Raw genomic sequence first — 17737 nt, 5'->3', positions numbered from 1 at the left:
CCATGGCCTCCCACACGCCCACCGCCTCCCGGCGCCGCTGGGGCTCCACCGTCGCCGGCGTGCTCATCCTGTGCGTGATGCTCTTTCCGCTGTACTGGATGCTCAACACCGCGCTCCAGCCCGACTCGGGCCTCCTCCAGGTCGACCCGGTGCCGGGCAGCCTGGACCTGTCCGGCTTCTCCAAGGCGATCAGCGACCAGGGCGGGCACCTGGTGACCTCGCTGGCGGTCTCGCTCGGCGCGGTCGCCATCTGCCTGGCGATCTCGGCGCCCGCCGCCTACGGTCTCGCGCGGTTCGGGCTGCGCGGCTCGCGCACCATCGTCTTCGGCACCCTGATCACCCAGATGGTGCCGGGCATCGTCATCGCCAACGCGCTCTACAACTCCTACGTCGACCTGGGGCTGGTCAACTCCTACTTCGGCCTGATGCTGGCGGACGCGTCGCTGGGCATCCCGTTCTCCATCGTGCTGATGCGCTCCTTCATGGTGTCGATCCCGGGCGAGGTGATCGAGGCGGCGCAGATCGACGGGGCCGGGCCGGTGCGCACCTTCGTCCGGGTGGTGCTGCCGATGAGCCGCAACTCGCTGATCACCTCGGGCCTGTTCGCGTTCCTGTTCTCGTGGAGCGACTTCATGTTCGCGCTCACCCTGAACACGACCGACGACGTCAAGCCCATCACGCTGGGCATCTACCAGTACATCGGCGCGCACGTCGGCGACTGGGGCTCGGTGATGGCCGCGTCGGTGCTGTCCGCGGTGCCCGCCGCGATCCTCCTCGTCCTCGCCCAGAAGTACATCGCCGCCGGCATCACCGGCGGTTCCGTCAAGTGAACCTCGCACGCCCCGCAAGCACGGAGATGAGCAGCACAGCATGAGTGACTACCCCGGTTTCCCGCCCGGCTTCGTCTTCGGCGCCGCGACCGCCTCGTACCAGATCGAGGGCGCGGCGACCGAGGACGGCCGCGGTCCGTCGATCTGGGACACCTACAGCCGCACCCCGGGCCTGGTGGTGAACGGCGACACCGGTGACGTGGCCTGCGACCACTACCACCGCTACCCCGAGGACGTGGCCCTGCTGCGCGACCTCGGTGTGGACTCCTACCGCTTCTCGATCGCCTGGCCGCGCATCGTGCCGGACGGCTCGGGCGCGGTGAACCCCAAGGGCCTGGACTTCTACTCCCGTCTGGTGGACGAACTGCTGGCGGCGGGCATCGAACCGGCCGCCACCCTCTACCACTGGGACCTGCCGCAGGCACTCGAAGACCGGGGCGGCTGGCGGGTACGGGAGACGGCGGAGCGGTTCGCCGAGTACACGGCGGTGGTCGCGGAGCACCTCGGCGACCGCGTACCGCGCTGGATCACCCTCAACGAGCCGTGGTGCAGTTCCTTCCTCGGCTACTCCATCGGCCGGCACGCCCCCGGCGCCAAGGAGGGCCGGGGCGCGCTGGCCGCCGCCCACCACCTCCTGGTCGGACACGGCCTGGCCGTGAAGGCGCTGCGCGCGGCCGGGGTGCGCGAGGTCGGCATCACGCTCAACCTGGACCGCAACCTGCCCGCCACCGACTCCCCCGCCGACCTGGCGGCGGTGGTCCGCGCGGACACCCAGCACAATCTGGTGTGGACCGAGCCGATCCTGGCGGGCCGCTACCCGGCCACCGAGGAGGAGACCTGGGGCGAGCTGATCACCGGGGCGGACTTCCGGCGCGACGGCGACCTGGAGCTGATCTCCCAGCCCCTGGACTTCCTCGGCGTCAACTACTACCGGCCGATCGTGGTCGCCGACGCCCCCCACCGCGAGAGCGACCCGGCCCGGCGCGTGGCGACGGACAACCGCTACGTGGAGGTACGGCATCCCGGAGTGCGGCACACGGCGATGGACTGGCCGGTCGTGCCGGACACCTTCACCGACCTGCTCGTCGCCCTGAAGCAGCGGTACGGCGACGCGCTCCCGCCGGTCCACATCACGGAGAACGGTTCGGCGGAGGACGACGCGCCCACCGCCGACGGCACGGTGCACGACACCGACCGGGTCGCCTACCTCCGCGACCACCTCACCGCGCTGCGGGCGGCGATGGACGCGGGCGTGGACGTGCGCGGGTACTACGTGTGGTCGCTGCTGGACAACTTCGAGTGGGCGTACGGCTACGACAAGCGCTTCGGCATCGTGCGGGTCGACTACGAGACGCAGGAGCGCACGCCGAAGGACAGCTACCGCTGGTACCGGGAGATGATCGCCGCGAACCGCGGGTGAGCCGGGCCGGGTGAGCCCGACCGGGTGAGCCGGGCCGGGTGAGCCGGCCCGGGTCCGGGGGGCCGGGTGCGGGGGGCGGGTGCCGGACGGCCGCCCCCGCGTCAGCCCGCGTCCCGTTCCGCGTACGCCGCCGGGTCGGCCAGCACCTCGCGGACGATCACTCCGGCCGCACCCCGGGCCGCGTCGCCGAGCGAGGACGCGGCCCGCAGCCGTTTGCCGTCCTCGCTCCACAGCCCGGACACCACGCGCCGGGCCAGTTCGCGGTCGACGGCGGGGGCGAGCCAGTCCATCAGCTCGCGGTAGACACCGCCGAGCATCACCGCCTCGGGGTCGAAGAGGTTCACCGCGCCCGAGACCACGACGCCCAGTTGCCGCCCGGCCCGCTCGATCGCCGACAGCGCGGACGGCTCACCCCGCCGGGCACGGCGTCCGAGCTCGGCGACGCCCTGGGCGCCACCCGCGTCCGCGTCGATGCCGGCGGCCGTGAGCAGCGCGGCCTGTCCGGCGTACTGCTCCAGGCAGCCGTGGGCGCCGCACCGGCACAGCGGGCCCTCCGGGTCGACGACCATGTGCCCGATCTCCCCGGCGAAGCCGTGCGCGCCGCGCAGCAGCTCGCCGCCCAGCACGAGGGCGCCGCCGATGCCGATCTCGCCGGTCAGGTACAGGAAGCTGCGCACGCCCTCGGTGCCGGCGCCGAACCACAGCTCGGCGAGGGCTGCGGCGTTGGCCTCGTTGTCGGAGCTGACCGGCAGCGGCCGGTGGGCGGGGCGCAGGGCGAGCAGCGCCTGGGCGAACAGCCCCTCGACGGCGACCCGCTGCCAGCCCAGGTTGGGTGCCTGGCGCACGGTACCGCCGGTCACCAGGCCCGGCAGCGCGATGTGGGCGCCGGCCGGCGCGAGGTCCTGTTCCGCCGCCGAGCCGATGGCGCGGGCCGCCAGCCGGGCCGCGCGGGCCAGGGCCTCGGAGGGCTGGACCCCGCGGTTGTCGACGTGCTCCACGAGCCGCACCCGGTCGGTGCCGGCCAGGTCGACGACGCACACCGCGATGTAGTCGATGTTGACCTCGACGCCGAGGCCCGCCGGACCCGAGCGGGACACCTTCAGGACGGTGCCGGGCCGTCCCGCCTGGCCGCTGCTGGTCTTGCCCCATTCGGAGACGAAGCCGTACTCCAGCAACTGCTCGACCAGGGACGACACCGCCGCGCGCGTCAGTCCGACATGCGTGGCGACACCGGCCCTGGTCGCCTCCCCCGCGTCGTGCACGGCCCTCAGGACGAGGCTGAGGTTGTGCCGTCTGACCGTGGCCTTGTCGGCCTTCGGCTCCAGGGGGGTGAGGTTGTTCATCATGGTGCTGTCGAGCGTATGCGACACCCGGAGCACCGCCTCCCGGGTGCTCTCGCCGCTGGGCGGGCAGGTTCCCCCCGGTTCAGGCCGTCGGCGCCGGTCCTGGCGTACACCTCGCAGGCGTGGTCGGCGTAGCTGGCGTCCCGGCACCTCTCGTCGCGAGCCGCCCGACGCGGTCCCCTGCTACGGGGGCTGCCGCCGACGGCGCCCTTGCCGCGTGCCCCGCCCGGCACCTAGCCTGATTTTGTGCCGCAAATAAACAAAGCCCGATCGCACAGCGCCGTGCCGGGCACCCGCGACGATCTCACCCGTCTCCGCATCGCCCTGACCGCCTTCTTCGCCCTCGACGGCTTCGTCTTCGCCGGCTGGGTGGTCCGCATCCCCGCCATCAAGGAGCAGACCGGTGCCTCCGCCAGCGCCCTGGGGCTCGCCCTGCTCGGCGTCTCGGCGGGCGCCGTCGTCACCATGACCCTGACCGGACGGCTCGTCCGCCGCTACGGCAGCCACCCCGTCACCGTCGCCTGCGCGGTCCTGCTCTGCCTCAGCATCGCCCTGCCCCCGCTCACCCACTCGGCGCTCGCCCTCGGTGCCGTCCTGCTGGTCTTCGGCAGCGCGTACGGCGGGATCAATGTCGCCTTCAACAGCGCCGCCGTCGATCTGGTGGCCGTGCTGGGACGCCCGATCATGCCCGGTTTCCACGCGGCGTTCAGCCTCGGCGGCATGGTCGGCGCGGGGCTCGGCGGACTGGTCGCCGGGTCGCTGTCGCCGACGCGGCACCTGCTCGCCCTCACCGTGACGGGCCTGCTGGTCACCCTGTTCGCGGGCCGTGCCCTGCTGCGCTGCGAGCCCGCCGTGCCGCCGGAGCGCACGCCCGAGCGGGACGGCACCCCGGGCCCCCGGGACCGCCGTACCCGCCGCCTGGTCGTCACCTTCGGTCTGATCGCGCTGTGCACGGCGTACGGCGAGGGCGCGATGGCCGACTGGGGTGCCCTGCACCTGGAGCAGGATCTCGACGCCTCCCCCGGCCTGGCGGCGGCGGGCTACTCGTGTTTCGCGCTCGCCATGACGGTCGGCCGGCTGACCGGGACGACACTGCTGGAACGCCTGGGCCGGACGGCCACGGTGGTGGCCGGCGGCACCACCGCGGTGGCCGGGATGCTCCTCGGCTCGCTCGCCCCGTCCGTGGGGGCGGCCCTGTTCGGCTTCGCGATCACGGGTCTCGGGCTCGCCAACATCTTCCCGGTCGCCATCGAGCGGGCCGGCGCGCTCGGGGGCCCCGGTGGGGTGGCGACCGCCTCCACCCTGGGCTACGGGGGCATGCTGCTCGGTCCGCCCGCGATCGGCTTCATGGCCGACTGGCTGACCCTGCCCGCCGCCCTCACCAGTGTGGCCGCGCTGGCGGCGGTGGCGGTGCTGGTCGCGGTCGCCACGCGGCGTGCGGCGCCTGCCGGTTGAGCCGTGCCGCCGCCGTCCCTCGGGAATGTGCCCCGGGAGGCTGCCTGGAAGTCCGCTCCATGCGGCACACTCGCTGCCATGAAGACCGCCGTGTACGTCGAGATCCTGGACCGTCAAGGTGCGTTGCTGGCCGCGGCCGCCGAGGCGGCGGGCAGCGACGCCGAGGTGCCGACCTGCCCCGGCTGGCGGGTGCGGGACCTGGTGCGGCACACGGGGACGGTGCACCGCTGGGCGACGGCGTTCGTCGCCGAGGGCCGCACCGGCCCCCGGCCCGCCGCCGACCTGCCCGACCTCGACGGCGCCCCGCTCCTGACCTGGTTCCGGGAGGGACACCGGCGGCTCGTCGACACCCTCGCGGACGCAGCGCCCGACGTACGGTGCTGGCACTTCATGCCCGCGCCGTCACCGCTGGCCTTCTGGGCCCGGCGGCAGGCGCACGAGACGACCGTGCACCGGATCGACGCCGAGTCGGGCCCGCGGCGGTGAACCCACCGGCACCGGCGTGGACTTCGCGGTGGACGGCATCGACGAGCTGCTGTGCGCCTTCCACGCCCGTGAGAAGAGCGCCGTACGCACCGAGGAGCCCCGCACCCTGCGCGTGCGCGCCACGGACGCGCCGGACGCCGTGTGGACCGTACGGCTGTCCGCGCAGCCACCGGTGACCGTCCGGGAGGACACCGGGGACGCCGACTGCGAGCTGTCCGGCCCCGCCGCGCTCCTCTACCCGGCGCTGTGGAACCGCCGGCCCTTCCCGCGGGTGACCGGCGACGGCACGCTCGCGGCGCTGTGGCGCGAGCGGTCCGGCGTCACCTGGAAGTGAGCCGGGCGGCGGCGGTCGGCCGAAGGGCCGCCGTTCCCGAGGACCGCCGCGGGTGTCCTGCCCGGTACCCGCCCGGTGGTCAGCCGAGCCAGCCCGGGCGCACCAGGCCCGACTCGTAGGCCAGGACGACCAGTTGGGCCCGGTCGCGGGCGCCCAGCTTCACCATGGTGCGGCTGACGTGGGTCTTGGCGGTCAGCGGGCTGACGACCAGCCGGCGGGCGATCTCCTCGTTGGACAGTCCGATGCCGACCAGGGCCATCACCTCGCGCTCCCGCTCGGTCAGCCGGGCCATCTCACCGGCCGCCGCGGGCTCCTTGGAACGGGCCGCGAACTCGGCGATCAGCCGGCGCGTCACCCCCGGTGACAGCAGCGCGTCGCCGTCCACCACCGCCCGCACGGCGCGCAGCAGTTCCTCGGGCTCGGTGTCCTTGACCAGGAAGCCGGAGGCCCCGGAGCGGATCGCCTCGAAGACGTACTCGTCGAGTTCGAAAGTGGTGAGCATGACCACCCTCACGTCGTGCAGCCCCGGGTCGCCGGTGATCCGGCGGGTGGCGGCGAGGCCGTCGAGCAGAGGCATGCGGATGTCCATGAGGACGACGTCGGGGCGCAGTTCGCGGATCGCGCGCACCGCCTCCTCGCCGTCGGCGGCCTCGGCGACCACCTCGATGTCCGCCTGCGCGTCCAGCAGCGCCCGGAAACCGGCCCGTACCAGTGACTGGTCGTCGGCGAGCAGTACCCGGATCACCGGTCGTCCACCTCGGGCTGCGTCGTAGATGTCACGTGGCCGCCTTCTTCACGTCGATCGGCAGGGCCGCCCGCACGCGGAAGCCGCCGTCCGGACGCGGGCCCGCCTCGATGGTGCCACCCAGCGCCGCCGCGCGCTCCCGCATCCCGGCCAGCCCGTTGCCGCTGCCGCCCGCATCGGTGCCCGTCGCGGGGCCGTCGTCGTCGACGCGCAGCAGCAGCGTGTCCCCGTCCCGGTCGAGGCGGATCCGCGCGTGCCGGGAACCCGAGTGCCGTACGACGTTGGTGAGCGCCTCCTGCACGATGCGGAACGCGGCCAGGTCGGTGCCGGGCGACAGGCGCGGCGGCTTCCCCTCCACCTCGACGGCGAGGCCCGCGCCCGCCGCCTGCTCGACCAGCTCGGGGAGCCGGTCGAGGCCGGGGGCCGGAGCGCGCGGCGCGTCCCCGGGTGTGCGCAGGGTGTCGAGTACCTGCCGCACCTCGCCGAGCGCCTCCTTGCTCTGGTCCTTGATGGTGCTGAGCGCGGTGCGGGCCTGTTCCGGGTCGGTGTCCAGGAGGGCCAGTCCCACGCCTGCCTGCACGTTGATGACGGAGATGCTGTGGGCGAGGACGTCGTGCAGCTCGCGGGCGATCCGCAGCCGCTCCTCGTCCGCGCGCCGCCGCGCCGCCCGGGCCCGCTCGTCCCGCTCCCGCGCCCACTGCTCGCGGCGGGCCCTGGCCGCCTCCGACAGGGCCGCGACGGCCACCACCCAGGCGGCGACCACGAGTTCCTGCCCCCACGAGGCGGCGGAGTCACCGGACGGCGGCAGCCATCGGTAGAGCCAGTGCGCCACGAGGGCGTGCCCGGCCCACAGCGTTCCCATCGCCGCCCACGCCGCCCTGCGGTGCCCGGCGACGACGGCACTGAAGCAGGCCACCGCGACGGCCACGAGAACCGGCCCGTACGGGTATCCGGCGCCCAGGTAGACCAGGCTGGCGACCGCCGTCCCGAACACGACCGGCACCGGGTGGCGCTGCCGCCACAGCAGGGCGGCTCCCGTCACGAACAGCAGGGCGCGGGCGAAGGGGTCCAGGGCGGCCCGCTCGCCCTCCTGGGCGTGGGCGGCGAACTGCGAGCCGAACAGCACGAGGACCGTGATGAGCACGGTGGAGCGCCAGGGCCACCGGGGGCGCCGCTCCTCCTCGCCCCGCAGGCTCCACCACGGTGGCCCGTGCCGCCACCACTCGGGCGCCCGGCCCTCGCGCCCGCGCTGTCCGTCCATGTCCGCCACGCTAGACGCCGGGCACCGCGGACGGCGTCACCCGCGCGTGGCGATCGCCCGTACTCCCCGCGAAGTACGCCCGTGCACGCGCCGGCCTCCTGGCACCGCCGACGGACCGCCGCCGACGAGGACGGCCGGGCGCCGACGGCCGGGCGCCGACGGCCGGGCGCCGACGCTCAGGCGCCGGTCTCCTCCCCGGTGGACGGCGTGGGCGGCTCGGACGGCGCCGACGGCTCGGACCGCCGGTCCATCGCCCCCAGCGCCCGGTGCGCCAGCGGGTGACTGCGGACCAGCTCACCCAGCGAGGTCGAGCCCTGCGTGATCTCCTTGAACGCCTTCCAGGCCGGCCGGAAGCCGGTCAGGGCCGCGTGGAAGAGGCCCGGCCGACGCTCGAAGACCGCCAGCATCCGCTTGCCGACGCTCATCTCCACGCCCAGACCGGCCTTGACGGCGAACGCGTAGTTCAGGGCCTGCTTGCGCGCGTCCACGGCGTCGTGCGCCTCGGAGATGCGCACCGCCCACTCCCCCGCGAGCCGGCCCGAGCGCAGGGCGAAGGAGATGCCCTCGCGGGTCCACGGCTCCAGGAGCCCGGCCGCGTCCCCGCAGACCAGGACCCGGCCGCGCGACAGCGGCGAGTCGTCCGCGCGGCAGCGCGTCAGGTGGCCCGAGGAGACGCTGGGCTCGAATCCGGCCAGCCCCAGCCGGGCGATGAAGTCCTCCAGGTACCGCTTGGTCGCCGCGCCCTCGCCGCGCGCCGAGATCACCCCGACCGTCAGCGTGTCGCCCTTGGGGAAGACCCAGCCGTAACTGCCGGGGATCGGGCCCCAGTCGATGAGCACCCGGCCCTTCCAGTCCTCGGCGACCGGCTCCGGCACCGGGATCTCCGCCTCCAGGCCGAGGTCGACCTGGTCGAGCTTCACCCCGACGTGCGCGCCTATCCGGCTGGCGCTGCCGTCCGCGCCGACCACGGCCCGGGCCAGTACCGTCTCGCCGCCCTGGAGGACGACGGCGACCGTGCGCCGGTCCGGCACCGCCGAGCCGTGCTGCTCCACCCGGCTGACCGTCGCCCCGGTGCGCAGCTCGGCGCCCGCCTTCTGGGCGTGCTCGACGAGCTGCAGGTCGAACTCGGGCCGGTTGATCAGCCCGAACAGCATCTGCCGGGAGCGCCGGGTCCGGGTGAAGCGCCCGTTGTTCGAGAAGGTCACCGCGTGCACACGGTCCCGCAGGGGCAGCTCGAAGCCGGGTGGGAGGGTGTCGCGCGAGGGCCCGATGATGCCGCCGCCACATGTCTTGTAGCGGGGCAGCTCCGCCTTCTCCAGCAACAGCACGCGGCGCCCCGCGACCGCTGCCGCGTAGGCGGCCGAGGCCCCTGCCGGTCCCGCGCCCACCACGACGACGTCCCAGACCTGACGCGCGTCGTCCGCCGAAGAGTTCTCGCTGCTCACGATGGTCTACTGCTCCGATCAAACCGCATGCCGCACCTGACCCCCGCATCCTACGGCGGGCATCGCCGCAGGCCACTGTGGGAGGATCGGCCCGTCATTCCAAGTACTCCTTGGTACAACGTCGCACCCACAAGGAGCGTGCCCATGTCGTCGAATCCGGTCGCCGAGACCGTCGCTTCGCTGATGCCCCGCGCGAAGGAGGAACTCGCCGCGCTGGTGGCCTTCAAGTCGGTGGCCGACTTCGACCAGTTCCCGCGCAGCGAGAGCGTCGGTGCCGCCAACTGGATAGCGGCGGCCCTGCGCGCCGAGGGTTTCCAGGACGTGGAGCTGCTGGACACGCCGGACGGCACCCAGTCGGTGTACGGGTACCTGCCGGGGCCCGAGGGCGCGAAGACGGTGCTGCTCTACGCCCACTACGACGTGCAGCCGCCGCTGGACGAGGCCGGATGGGCCACTCCGCCATTCGAGCTGACCGAGCGCGACGGCCGCTGGTACGGGCGGGGCGCCGCGGACTGCAAGGGCGGCGTACTCATGCACCTGCTGGCGCTGCGCGCGCTGAAGGCGAACGGCGGGGTGCCCGTGCACGTCAAGGTGATCGCCGAGGGTTCGGAGGAACAGGGCACGGGCGGTCTGGAGCGGTACGCCGAGGCGCACCCCGAGCTGCTGGCCGCGGACACCGTCGTCATCGGCGACACGGGCAACTTCCGGGTCGGTCTGCCCACGGTCACCGCCACACTGCGCGGCATGACGATGCTGCGCGTGACGGTCGACACGCTCGAAGGCAACCTGCACTCCGGCCAGTTCGGCGGTGCCGCGCCCGACGCGCTGGCCGCCCTGATCCGCGTACTGGACTCGCTGCGGGCGGAGGACGGCTCGACGACCGTCGACGGGCTGGCGGCGGACAGCACCTGGGACGGCCTGGCCTACGACGAGGAGCAGTTCCGCCGGGACGCGCGGGTGCTGGACGGCGTCGAGCTGATCGGTTCCGGCTCGGTCGCCGACCGGATCTGGGCGCGGCCGGCGGTCACGGTGCTCGGCATCGACTGCCCGCCGGTCGTCGGCGCCACCCCGTCGGTGCAGGCGGGTGCCAGGGCGCTGGTGAGCCTGAGGGTGCCGCCGGGCGTGGACGCCGCCGAGGCCACCAAGCTGCTCCGGGCCCACCTGGAGACGCGTACGCCGTGGGGCGCGCGGGTGCGCGTCGAGCAGATCGGCCAGGGTCAGCCGTTCCGCGCCGACACCACGAGCCCGGCGTACCAGGCCATGGCGGACGCGATGGCGGTGGCGTACCCGGGTGAGGAGTTGCAGTACGCCGGTCAGGGCGGTTCCATCCCGCTGTGCAACACCCTGGCGTCCCTCTACCCGGAGGCGGAGATCCTGCTGATCGGCCTGAGCGAGCCGGAGGCCCAGATCCACGCCGTGAACGAGAGCGTGTCCCCCGAGGAGTTGGAGCGGCTGTCGGTGGCGGAGGCCCACTTCCTGCGCAACTACGCGGCGAGCTGATCCCGGCCGGGTTCCCGGTTCTGCCGTCGGCAAAGGGGCCTCGCCACCCGGCGGGGCCCTGCCCACGGTCGCCGCATGGACGTCGTCGAACTGCTTCCGCGCCTGAGTCTGCTGCGTTTCCCGGTCGGTCAGGCGTATCTCTGGCGCGACGGGGACGAGGTGACGCTGATCGACGCCGGACCCGCCGGGTACGGTGCGCGCATCGCCGAGGCCGCGCGGGCCGCCGGCCGGGTACGGCGGCTCGTGCTCACCCACTTCCACGAGGACCACGCGGGCGGCGCGCGGGAGGTCGCCGCGCTCACCGGGGCCGAGGTGGTGGCGCACACCGCCGAGGCGCCCGTCGTGCGGGGCGAGGTGCCCGGTCCGCCGCCCGTGTTCGAGGACTGGGAGCGTCCGCTGCACGAGCACGCCGTGCGTCGGCTCCCGCCGGGCGACTTCGCCCGGCCGTCCCGGGTGACCGGGGTGGTGGACGGCGACGTCCTGGACTTCGGCGGAGGCGCCCGGGTCGTGCACGCGCCGGGCCACACGGACGGGAACATCGCGCTGCACCTCCCGGCCCACGGCGTGCTGTTCACGGGGGACGCGGTCGCCGCCTCGCCGGTCGACGGCGGTGTGCTGCTGGGCGTGTTCAACATCGACCGGGGCCGGGCCGTCGCCTCCGTCGGGCGGCTCGCGGACCTCGACACGGAGGTGGCCTGTTTCGGGCACGGGGATCCGGTGACCGCGCGGGCCGGGGACGTGCTGAGGGCGTCGGCGCGGACGTACGGGGCGGCGGGCCGACGTCGTCCGCGCGGGGGTGGCGGGCCGAGGTCAGCCGACGGGCCTGCCCGCCTCCAGGTAGTGGGCCGCCCCGCGCTCCCGGGCCCTGAGCGCCCAGCGCAGCCGCTCGTAGCGGACCGGGGGCAGCAGGTCGGCGGCCTCGTCCTCGGTGGCGAAGCGCCAGTCGCGCAGCTCGGGGCCCGGCAGCAGCACGCGTCCGGCGTCCGCGGTGTCGAGCCGGCCGCCGTCGAAGAGCAGCCGCAGACCGCCGTAGGAGGGCGGTGCCGGCGGTTCCCAGTCGACGACCAGGAGGGCCGGTACGTCGTCGAGGCTGAGCCCGGTCTCCTCGGTGACCTCGCGCATGCCGGCGCGGGCGGGTGCCTCGCCGGGCTCGACGACGCCGCCGGGGAACTCCCAGCCGGGTTTGTAGGTGGGGTCGACGAGCAGCACGCGGTCCCGCTCGTCGAAGAGCAGGACGCCGGCGGCGACGGTCTCGCCGGTGGGTTCCGGTGTCTGCACGATCTCGCAGGCCGGCACGGCGCCGGTGCCGACGGCCTCGGCGACCCGGACGGCGGCCTCGTACGGGGTGAGGGTGCCGGTGTCGACGGGATGGGCGTCGGCGGTGAGCCAGGAGGCGAGGGCGGCACGGTAGGAGGCGATGTGGTCGTAGGACCACTGCCGTACCCGCGTCTCGCCGTCCGGCGGGCCGTCCGGTGCCTCGCGGCCGGCTATTCGCTCCCGCAGGATCGTTTCGGCCGGGGCCAGCAGGATGTGCCGGACCTCGATCCGGCGGGCGGCGAGACCGCCGAAGATCTCGTCCCGGTACTCCTGGCGCAGCAGGGTCGTCGGGACCACGAGCGTCCCGCCCAGGTCGGCGAGGAGCGCGGCCGCCGTGTCGATCACCAGCCGGCGCCAGATCGGCAGGTCCTGGAAGTCGCCCACCTCGGCCAGGCGTTTGGGCGGCAGCAGGTGCGCGAGCGTCCCGCCGATCACCTCGGGGTCGAAGAGCGTGCTGTTCGGGATCAGTTCGATCAGTTCCCGTGCGGTGGTGGTCTTGCCCGCACCGAACGCGCCGTTGATCCAGACGACGGTCACAGGTCCCCCTCTTCTGTTGGCCCCCTGTGGCTTGCCCGCTTCACCCTGCCACGGAAACCAGTCCGGTCGAGCGCGGGGGAAAGGGCATATGACAGCGGCGCCGACGCCCTCTCGGGGCACCGGCGCCGCGGGGTCCGCGCCGGGCGCGCCGGCCCGGTCGGAGTGGGTCAGCCCAGCTGTCCCGGGGCGTCGTCGCCGAGGTTCAGGCTCTCGGTGGCGACGGTGTCCTGAAGGGTGCTGACGGTGTCGTCCACCCCCAGGCCGAGCGGGAGGTCGCCGGGGGCGGCGTGGGACGGGGTGACGGCCGCGACGACGAAGCCGGTGGCCAGGGACGCGAGGGCGAGCATGCTGCGCTTCTTCATGCCCCGTTCAACTACGTCGCCGCGCGGGGGTCACGGGCTGGGCGGGGGCAGCCTCGCGGAACGCCGAGGCGTACCGGGCTCCGCGGGGCTCAGACGTGCGCGGCCGTCGCGGCCGTCGTCCGCGACAGCGCCGCCGCGGCCGCGCCGACCAGTCCGGCGTCCGTCCCCATCTGGGCGGGGACGACCACCAGGCGCTGGACGAAGGACAGCGTCGCGTAGTCGGTGAGGGCCTTGCGCAGGGGGGCGAAGAGGACCTCCCCCGCCTTGCCCACTCCCCCGCCGACCACGGCGATGTCGATCTCGACGAGGGTCGCGGTGGCCGCGATACCGGCGGCCAGCGCCTGGGCGGCCCGCTCGAAGGAGGCGACGGCGACGGGGTGGCCGAGGCGGGCGGCGGCGGCGACCGCGGCGGCGGAGGTGTCACCGTCCGCGCCGGGCCTCCAGCCGGCGTCGAGGGCGCGGCGGGCGATGTTGGGGCCGCTCGCTATGCGCTCCACGCAGCCGCGCGCACCGCACGGACAGGGATCGCCGTCCAGGTCGACGCTGATGTGCCCGATGTGGCCGGCGTTGCCGGTCGGTCCGGGGTGCAGCCGGCCGCCCAGCACCAGACCGCCGCCGACCCCGGTCGAGACCACCATGCACAGCGCGTTGTCGTGGCCGCGGGCGGCGCCCTGCCAGTGTTCGGCGGCCGTGATGGCCACGCCGTCCCCGATGAGCTCGACGGGCAGACCGCCCACCGCGTCCCGGACCCGCCGGACCAGCGGGTAGTCGCGCCAGCCCGGCACGTTCACCGGGCTGACGGTGCCGGCCGAGGCGTCCACCGGGCCCGCGCTGCCGATGCCGACGGCCGTGGCCCGCCCCCACAGGGGCGACGCGCTCAGTTCCGCGAGCACGGCCTCGACGGCCGCCATCACGGTGTCACCGTCCTCCCGGGCGGGTGTCGCACGCTGTGCGCGCGCCTGGATGTGGCCGTGGCCGTCCACCAGTGCGCCGGCGATCTTCGTGCCGCCGATGTCCAGCGCTGCCACGAGGTCGGTGTGCATCAGAGTCGGATCTCCCCGTTGGACCGAAAGCGAAATATGTCGTAGCCAGGAGCGCGCAGCGACCGGCCCCGCGGTGGGACGAGGACCGGAGAGTGCGGTGGACAGTGTCTCCCGCATCTGACAACGTTGTCCAGGCTCTATGCTCGACGCCACATCCTCATACAAGCCCAAGACCGACACATCCCCCTGGACAACAGGAGCCGACGCAATCCCGTGGACGACAGGACAGGACACCGCATCGTGCCCGACACGACCCGCCGCGCAGACCGCCTCCCCGGGAACCGTTACGGCAATCGCCCGACCATGAAGGACGTCGCCGCCCGGGCGGGGGTCGGTCTCAAGACGGTCTCCCGCGTGGTCAACGGTGAGCCCGGCGTGACCCCGGAGACCGAGCGCCGCGTCCAGGAGGCCATCGACGCGCTGGGCTTCCGCCGCAACGACAGCGCGCGGGTGCTCCGCAAGGGCCGCACCGCGAGCATCGGCCTGGTCCTGGAGGATCTGGCCGACCCGTTCTACGGGCCGCTCAGCCGTGCCGTGGAGGAGGTGGCCCGGGCGCACGGGGCCCTGCTGATCAACGGCTCCAGCGCCGAGGACCCGGACCGCGAGCAGGAGTTGGTGCTGGCGCTGTGCGCGCGGCGGGTGGACGGCCTCGTGGTGATCCCCGCGGGGGACGACCACAGGTACCTGGAGCCCGAGCTGAAGGCGGGCGTCGCCACGGTGTTCGTGGACCGTCCGGCGGGTCGGATCGACGCGGACGTGGTGGTCTCCGACAACTTCGGCGGTGCCCGCGACGGCGTGGCCCACCTGATCGCGCACGGGCACCGCAGGATCGGCTTCATCGGCGACATGCCCCACATCCACACCGCCGGCGAGCGGCTGCGCGGCTACCGGGCGGCCATGGAGGACGCCGGCATACCGGTCGAGGACGCGTGGATGTCCCTGGGCGTCACCGACCCGGTGCGGGTGCGCCGGGCGGCCGAGCAGATGCTCGCCGACCCGCATCCGGTCACCGCGATCTTCACCGGCAACAACCGGGTGACGGTCACCGTGATCCGGGTCCTGGCCGAGCACACCCGGGGCGTCGCCCTGGTCGGCTTCGACGACATCGAGCTGGCCGACCTGCTCCAGCCGGGCGTCACCGTGGTCGCGCAGGACGCGGCCGCCCTCGGCCGTACCGCGGCCGAGCGGCTCTTCCGGCAGCTGGACGGCACCCTCCTCGCCCCGGACCGCATCGAACTGCCGACCAGGCTGGTCACCCGGGGCTCGGGCGAGTTGCCGCCCGCGGACTGACCGGACGAGCGCCGGACGTCCCCACGCCCCCGGCGCCAGGCCCGGCGTCCGAACCGGCCCGCCCCCGCGCGGGCGGCCGGACAGACATCCCGCCCGTCCGCGCCACCGCCGGGAGGAAACACACCGTGACCCCACCACCGACCGAGGGCGGGGAAGCCGCGCGGCATCCCGGCCGGGACCGCACGCTGGCCGCGCTCGGGCTGGCCGGGGTGCCGCGCGAGGAGCCACTGCTGTACCCCGGCGCGTGGCCCCGCGAGTCCGGGCTGCTGGTCGGGGACCGGCTGCTGCCGCCGGACCGGGCGGTGTACGAGGAGGACGGCCGGGTCCCGGTGCTGGCGATCGGGTCCAACGCGAGCCCCGGCCAGCTGCGGCACAAGATGGCCGAGTTCGGGGTCGCCTCGCCGCTCCCGATGGTCAGGTCGCGGGTCACCGGACTGGACATCGGCGTCTCCGCCCACGTGAGCCGCATGGGCTACGTGTCCGCCTCGCCGGTGGGCGCCCCCGGCACGGTGCGGGAGCTGTTCGTCCTGTGGCTCGACGCCGAGCAGCTCGCGGTGATCGACGCCAGCGAGGGCGTGCCGATGGCGGGCGGTAACTTCGACCGCGTCTGGCTGCCCGCGCCCGACGTGCGCGTGGAGACGGGGGACGGCTCGGTGCTGCGCGGCGCGTACGCGTACGTCAACCGCCACGGCGTCCTGCACGACGGCACCGGCGCGCCGCGGCGCCACCCCGGGGCGCAACGGCCCCTGCTCACGGAACTGCTGAACGGTTCGGCGCGGCTGCGCGAGCTGTTCGGGGCGAGCCCCGAGGAGTTCTGCGCGCGGGCGCGGGCGGACCGGCGGCTGTGCGACCGGGGGACGCGGTTGTTCGCCGAGGAGAAGCGGGTGACGGCGTCCGGCCTGGAGCGGTACGTGGGCTCCGGCCCGGACGGTCCCCTCCCGGGCAGCCGGACGCCGTCGACGGGCCCTACTGCGCCGAGGCCGTGAGGTCGCCGCGCCGCGGGCCGGAGAAGCCCTCCAGGTCGGCGCGGGTCAGGCCGGTCAGCCGGGCGACCTCACCGATGTCGAGGGCCCCGCAGTCCAGGCCGCGCAGCAGGTAGCCGCTGAGGGCCTTGGCGGTGGCGGGCTCGTCCATGACGTCGCCGCCGGTGCGGTTGGCGTAGCGGGCCAGGCGGGCGGCGGCCTGCTCGAAGCCCTCGCGGTAGAAGGCGAAGACGGCCGCGTACCGGGTGGGGATGTGGCCGGGGTGCATGTCCCAGCCCTGGTAGTAGGCGCGGGCCAGGGCGCGGCAGGTGAGGCCGTAGTGCAGCCGCCAGGCGTCGTGCACCTGCGTGGTGGGGCCGACCGGCAGGACGTTGGTCGAGCCGTCCGACACGCGTACGCCGGTGCCCGCGGCGGCGACCTGCATGACCGCCTTGGCGTGGTCGGCGGCCGGGTGGTCGCTGGCCTGGTGGGCGGCGGAGACGCCGAGGCAGGCGCTGTAGTCGAAGGTGCCGTAGTGCAGTCCGGTCGCGCGCCCCTCGGCGGCCTGGATCATGCGGGCCACGGTGGCGGTGCCGTCGGCGGCGAGGATGGACTGGCTGGTCTCGATCTGGATCTCGAAGCCGATCCGGCCGGGCGTGAGGCCGCGCGCCTTCTCGAAGGCCTCCAGGAGCCGCACCATCGCGGTGACCTGCTCGGGGTAGGTCACCTTGGGCAGGGTGAGGACCAGGCCGTCGGGCAGGCCGCCGGCCTCCATGAGGCCGCTGAGGAAGACGTCGAGGGTGCGGATGCCCCGGGCGCGCACCGGAGCCTCCATGCACTTCATGCGGATGCCCATGTACGGGGCGGCCGTGCCCTGCTCGTACGCCTTGGCGATCAGGCGGGCGGCACGGGCGGCCGCCTCGTCCTCCTCGGCGTCCGCACGGTTGCCGTAGCCGTCCTCGAAGTCGACGCGCAGGTCCTCGATCGGCTCGCGCTCCAGCTTGGCGCGCACGCGGGTGTACACGGGCTCGGCGAGGTCGTCGGCGAGCCCCAGCACGGCGGCGAAGGAGGCGGCGTCCGGGGCGTGTTCGTCGAGCGCGGCGAGTGCCTTGTCGCCCCAGGAGCGGATGGTGTCGGCGGCGAAGACGTCACCGGGGACGTAGACGGTGTGGACCGGCTGGCGGGTGCCCGGGTCTCCGGGGTAGCGGCGCTCCAGCTCCGCGTCGACCGGTGCGAGGGAGGCACTGATCTCCTCGCCGACGGCGCCCGCGAGGCTCGTTGCCACCTTCTCCTGCTGACCCATTCGACACCCTCCTGATGTTCATTTTTCCGCTGAACGGAATCTCTTATCCGTAGAGTGAAGTTATCTGTCGGCCCTCTCGCCGGTCAACACCATCATCTGCGCAC

At 74.2% G+C, this 17737-nt stretch carries 14 protein-coding genes and 2 pseudogenes; 8 read left to right on the top strand and 8 right to left on the bottom strand.

Features of this window, described 5'->3' with window-relative positions; genetic code table 11:
• Positions 1-2 precede the first annotated feature (2 nt).
• On the top strand, positions 3-830 hold the full coding sequence (locus IE94_RS0111785; protein ID WP_030182155.1) for a carbohydrate ABC transporter permease: 828 nt from the start codon (positions 3-5) through the stop codon (positions 828-830).
• 40 nt (positions 831-870) lie between these two features.
• Positions 871-2250, top strand: a complete 1380-nt coding sequence (locus tag IE94_RS0111780; protein WP_030182153.1) for a GH1 family beta-glucosidase — start codon at positions 871-873, stop codon at positions 2248-2250.
• A gap of 101 nt (positions 2251-2351) precedes the next feature.
• Here the strand turns inward: IE94_RS0111780 and IE94_RS0111775 are convergent, their stop codons facing one another.
• The gene (locus tag IE94_RS0111775; protein ID WP_030182151.1) at positions 2352-3596 is read right to left on the bottom strand and encodes an ROK family protein; all 1245 of its coding nucleotides are present in this window, start codon (positions 3594-3596) and stop codon (positions 2352-2354) included.
• Between the two features lie 279 nt (positions 3597-3875).
• Between IE94_RS0111775 and IE94_RS0111770 the strand changes: the two genes are divergently transcribed.
• Together IE94_RS0111770 and IE94_RS35410 are read left to right on the top strand one after the other, a co-directional pair.
• The gene (locus IE94_RS0111770; protein WP_030182143.1) at positions 3876-5048 is read left to right on the top strand and encodes an MFS transporter; all 1173 of its coding nucleotides are present in this window, start codon (positions 3876-3878) and stop codon (positions 5046-5048) included.
• Positions 5049-5126: 78 nt separating this feature from the next.
• Positions 5127-5868 (top strand): annotated as a pseudogene (locus IE94_RS35410) (maleylpyruvate isomerase family mycothiol-dependent enzyme).
• A gap of 79 nt (positions 5869-5947) precedes the next feature.
• Here IE94_RS35410 and IE94_RS0111760 read toward each other — a convergent pair.
• The 3 genes from IE94_RS0111760 to IE94_RS0111750 form a co-directional block, all read right to left on the bottom strand.
• Positions 5948-6613, bottom strand: a complete 666-nt coding sequence (locus IE94_RS0111760) for a response regulator transcription factor (protein WP_030182140.1) — start codon at positions 6611-6613, stop codon at positions 5948-5950.
• Positions 6614-6644: 31 nt separating this feature from the next.
• Positions 6645-7874, bottom strand: a complete 1230-nt coding sequence (locus tag IE94_RS0111755; RefSeq protein ID WP_106977815.1) for a sensor histidine kinase — start codon at positions 7872-7874, stop codon at positions 6645-6647.
• Between the two features lie 176 nt (positions 7875-8050).
• On the bottom strand, positions 8051-9319 hold the full coding sequence (locus tag IE94_RS0111750) for a geranylgeranyl reductase family protein (protein WP_030182134.1): 1269 nt from the start codon (positions 9317-9319) through the stop codon (positions 8051-8053).
• 144 nt (positions 9320-9463) lie between these two features.
• Between IE94_RS0111750 and IE94_RS0111745 the strand changes: the two genes are divergently transcribed.
• Positions 9464-10819, top strand: coding sequence for a dipeptidase (locus tag IE94_RS0111745; RefSeq protein ID WP_030182131.1), 1356 nt, complete (start codon positions 9464-9466; stop codon positions 10817-10819).
• 75 nt (positions 10820-10894) lie between these two features.
• Positions 10895-11584: pseudogene (locus tag IE94_RS37910) on the top strand (MBL fold metallo-hydrolase); the annotation flags it as partial.
• A 45-nt stretch (positions 11585-11629) separates the two neighbouring features.
• Here IE94_RS37910 and IE94_RS0111735 read toward each other — a convergent pair.
• The 3 genes from IE94_RS0111735 to IE94_RS0111725 form a co-directional block, all read right to left on the bottom strand.
• Positions 11630-12673, bottom strand: a complete 1044-nt coding sequence (locus IE94_RS0111735) for an NUDIX hydrolase (RefSeq protein WP_030182124.1) — start codon at positions 12671-12673, stop codon at positions 11630-11632.
• Positions 12674-12840: 167 nt separating this feature from the next.
• A complete protein-coding gene (locus IE94_RS0111730) occupies positions 12841-13035 on the bottom strand; it encodes a hypothetical protein (RefSeq protein ID WP_030182122.1) in 195 nt (64 codons plus the stop codon).
• A gap of 89 nt (positions 13036-13124) precedes the next feature.
• Positions 13125-14078 carry an ROK family protein gene (locus IE94_RS0111725; protein ID WP_030182120.1) on the bottom strand — a complete coding sequence of 318 codons (954 nt, stop codon included), beginning with the start codon at positions 14076-14078 and terminating at the stop codon, positions 13125-13127.
• 213 nt (positions 14079-14291) lie between these two features.
• Here IE94_RS0111725 and IE94_RS0111720 point away from each other — a divergent pair, with 213 nt between their 5' ends.
• The gene (locus IE94_RS0111720) at positions 14292-15368 is read left to right on the top strand and encodes a LacI family DNA-binding transcriptional regulator (RefSeq protein WP_030182117.1); all 1077 of its coding nucleotides are present in this window, start codon (positions 14292-14294) and stop codon (positions 15366-15368) included.
• A 125-nt stretch (positions 15369-15493) separates the two neighbouring features.
• Positions 15494-16354 carry a hypothetical protein gene (locus IE94_RS0111715; RefSeq protein ID WP_037922373.1) on the top strand — a complete coding sequence of 287 codons (861 nt, stop codon included), beginning with the start codon at positions 15494-15496 and terminating at the stop codon, positions 16352-16354.
• Here IE94_RS0111715 and IE94_RS0111710 read toward each other — a convergent pair.
• Positions 16335-17633 (bottom strand): DUF6986 family protein, encoded by a 1299-nt coding sequence (locus IE94_RS0111710; protein WP_030182113.1) that lies wholly within the window; start codon positions 17631-17633, stop codon positions 16335-16337. The two genes, IE94_RS0111715 and IE94_RS0111710, sit on opposite strands and share 20 nt — an antisense overlap.
• Positions 17634-17737 lie beyond the last annotated feature (104 nt).

The sequence above is a fragment of the Streptomyces violaceorubidus genome (assembly GCF_000717995.1).
GTDB lineage: Bacteria > Actinomycetota > Actinomycetes > Streptomycetales > Streptomycetaceae > Streptomyces > Streptomyces violaceorubidus.
This window is presented reverse-complemented; position numbering and strand designations above follow the sequence as displayed.

Bases quoted from the DNA above. Each gene is read 5' to 3' on its own strand.
- IE94_RS0111745 (WP_030182131.1), top strand. From the start codon at position 9,464: ATGTCGTCGAATCCGGTCGCCGAGACCGTCGCTTCGCTGATGCCCCGC.
- IE94_RS0111775 (WP_030182151.1), bottom strand. From the start codon at position 3,596: ATGATGAACAACCTCACCCCCCTGGAGCCGAAGGCCGACAAGGCCACG.
- IE94_RS0111710 (WP_030182113.1), bottom strand. From the start codon at position 17,633: ATGGGTCAGCAGGAGAAGGTGGCAACGAGCCTCGCGGGCGCCGTCGGC.
- IE94_RS0111755 (WP_106977815.1), bottom strand. From the start codon at position 7,874: ATGGACGGACAGCGCGGGCGCGAGGGCCGGGCGCCCGAGTGGTGGCGG.
- IE94_RS0111725 (WP_030182120.1), bottom strand. From the start codon at position 14,078: ATGCACACCGACCTCGTGGCAGCGCTGGACATCGGCGGCACGAAGATC.
- IE94_RS0111730 (WP_030182122.1), bottom strand. From the start codon at position 13,035: ATGAAGAAGCGCAGCATGCTCGCCCTCGCGTCCCTGGCCACCGGCTTC.
- IE94_RS0111780 (WP_030182153.1), top strand. From the start codon at position 871: ATGAGTGACTACCCCGGTTTCCCGCCCGGCTTCGTCTTCGGCGCCGCG.
- IE94_RS0111785 (WP_030182155.1), top strand. From the start codon at position 3: ATGGCCTCCCACACGCCCACCGCCTCCCGGCGCCGCTGGGGCTCCACC.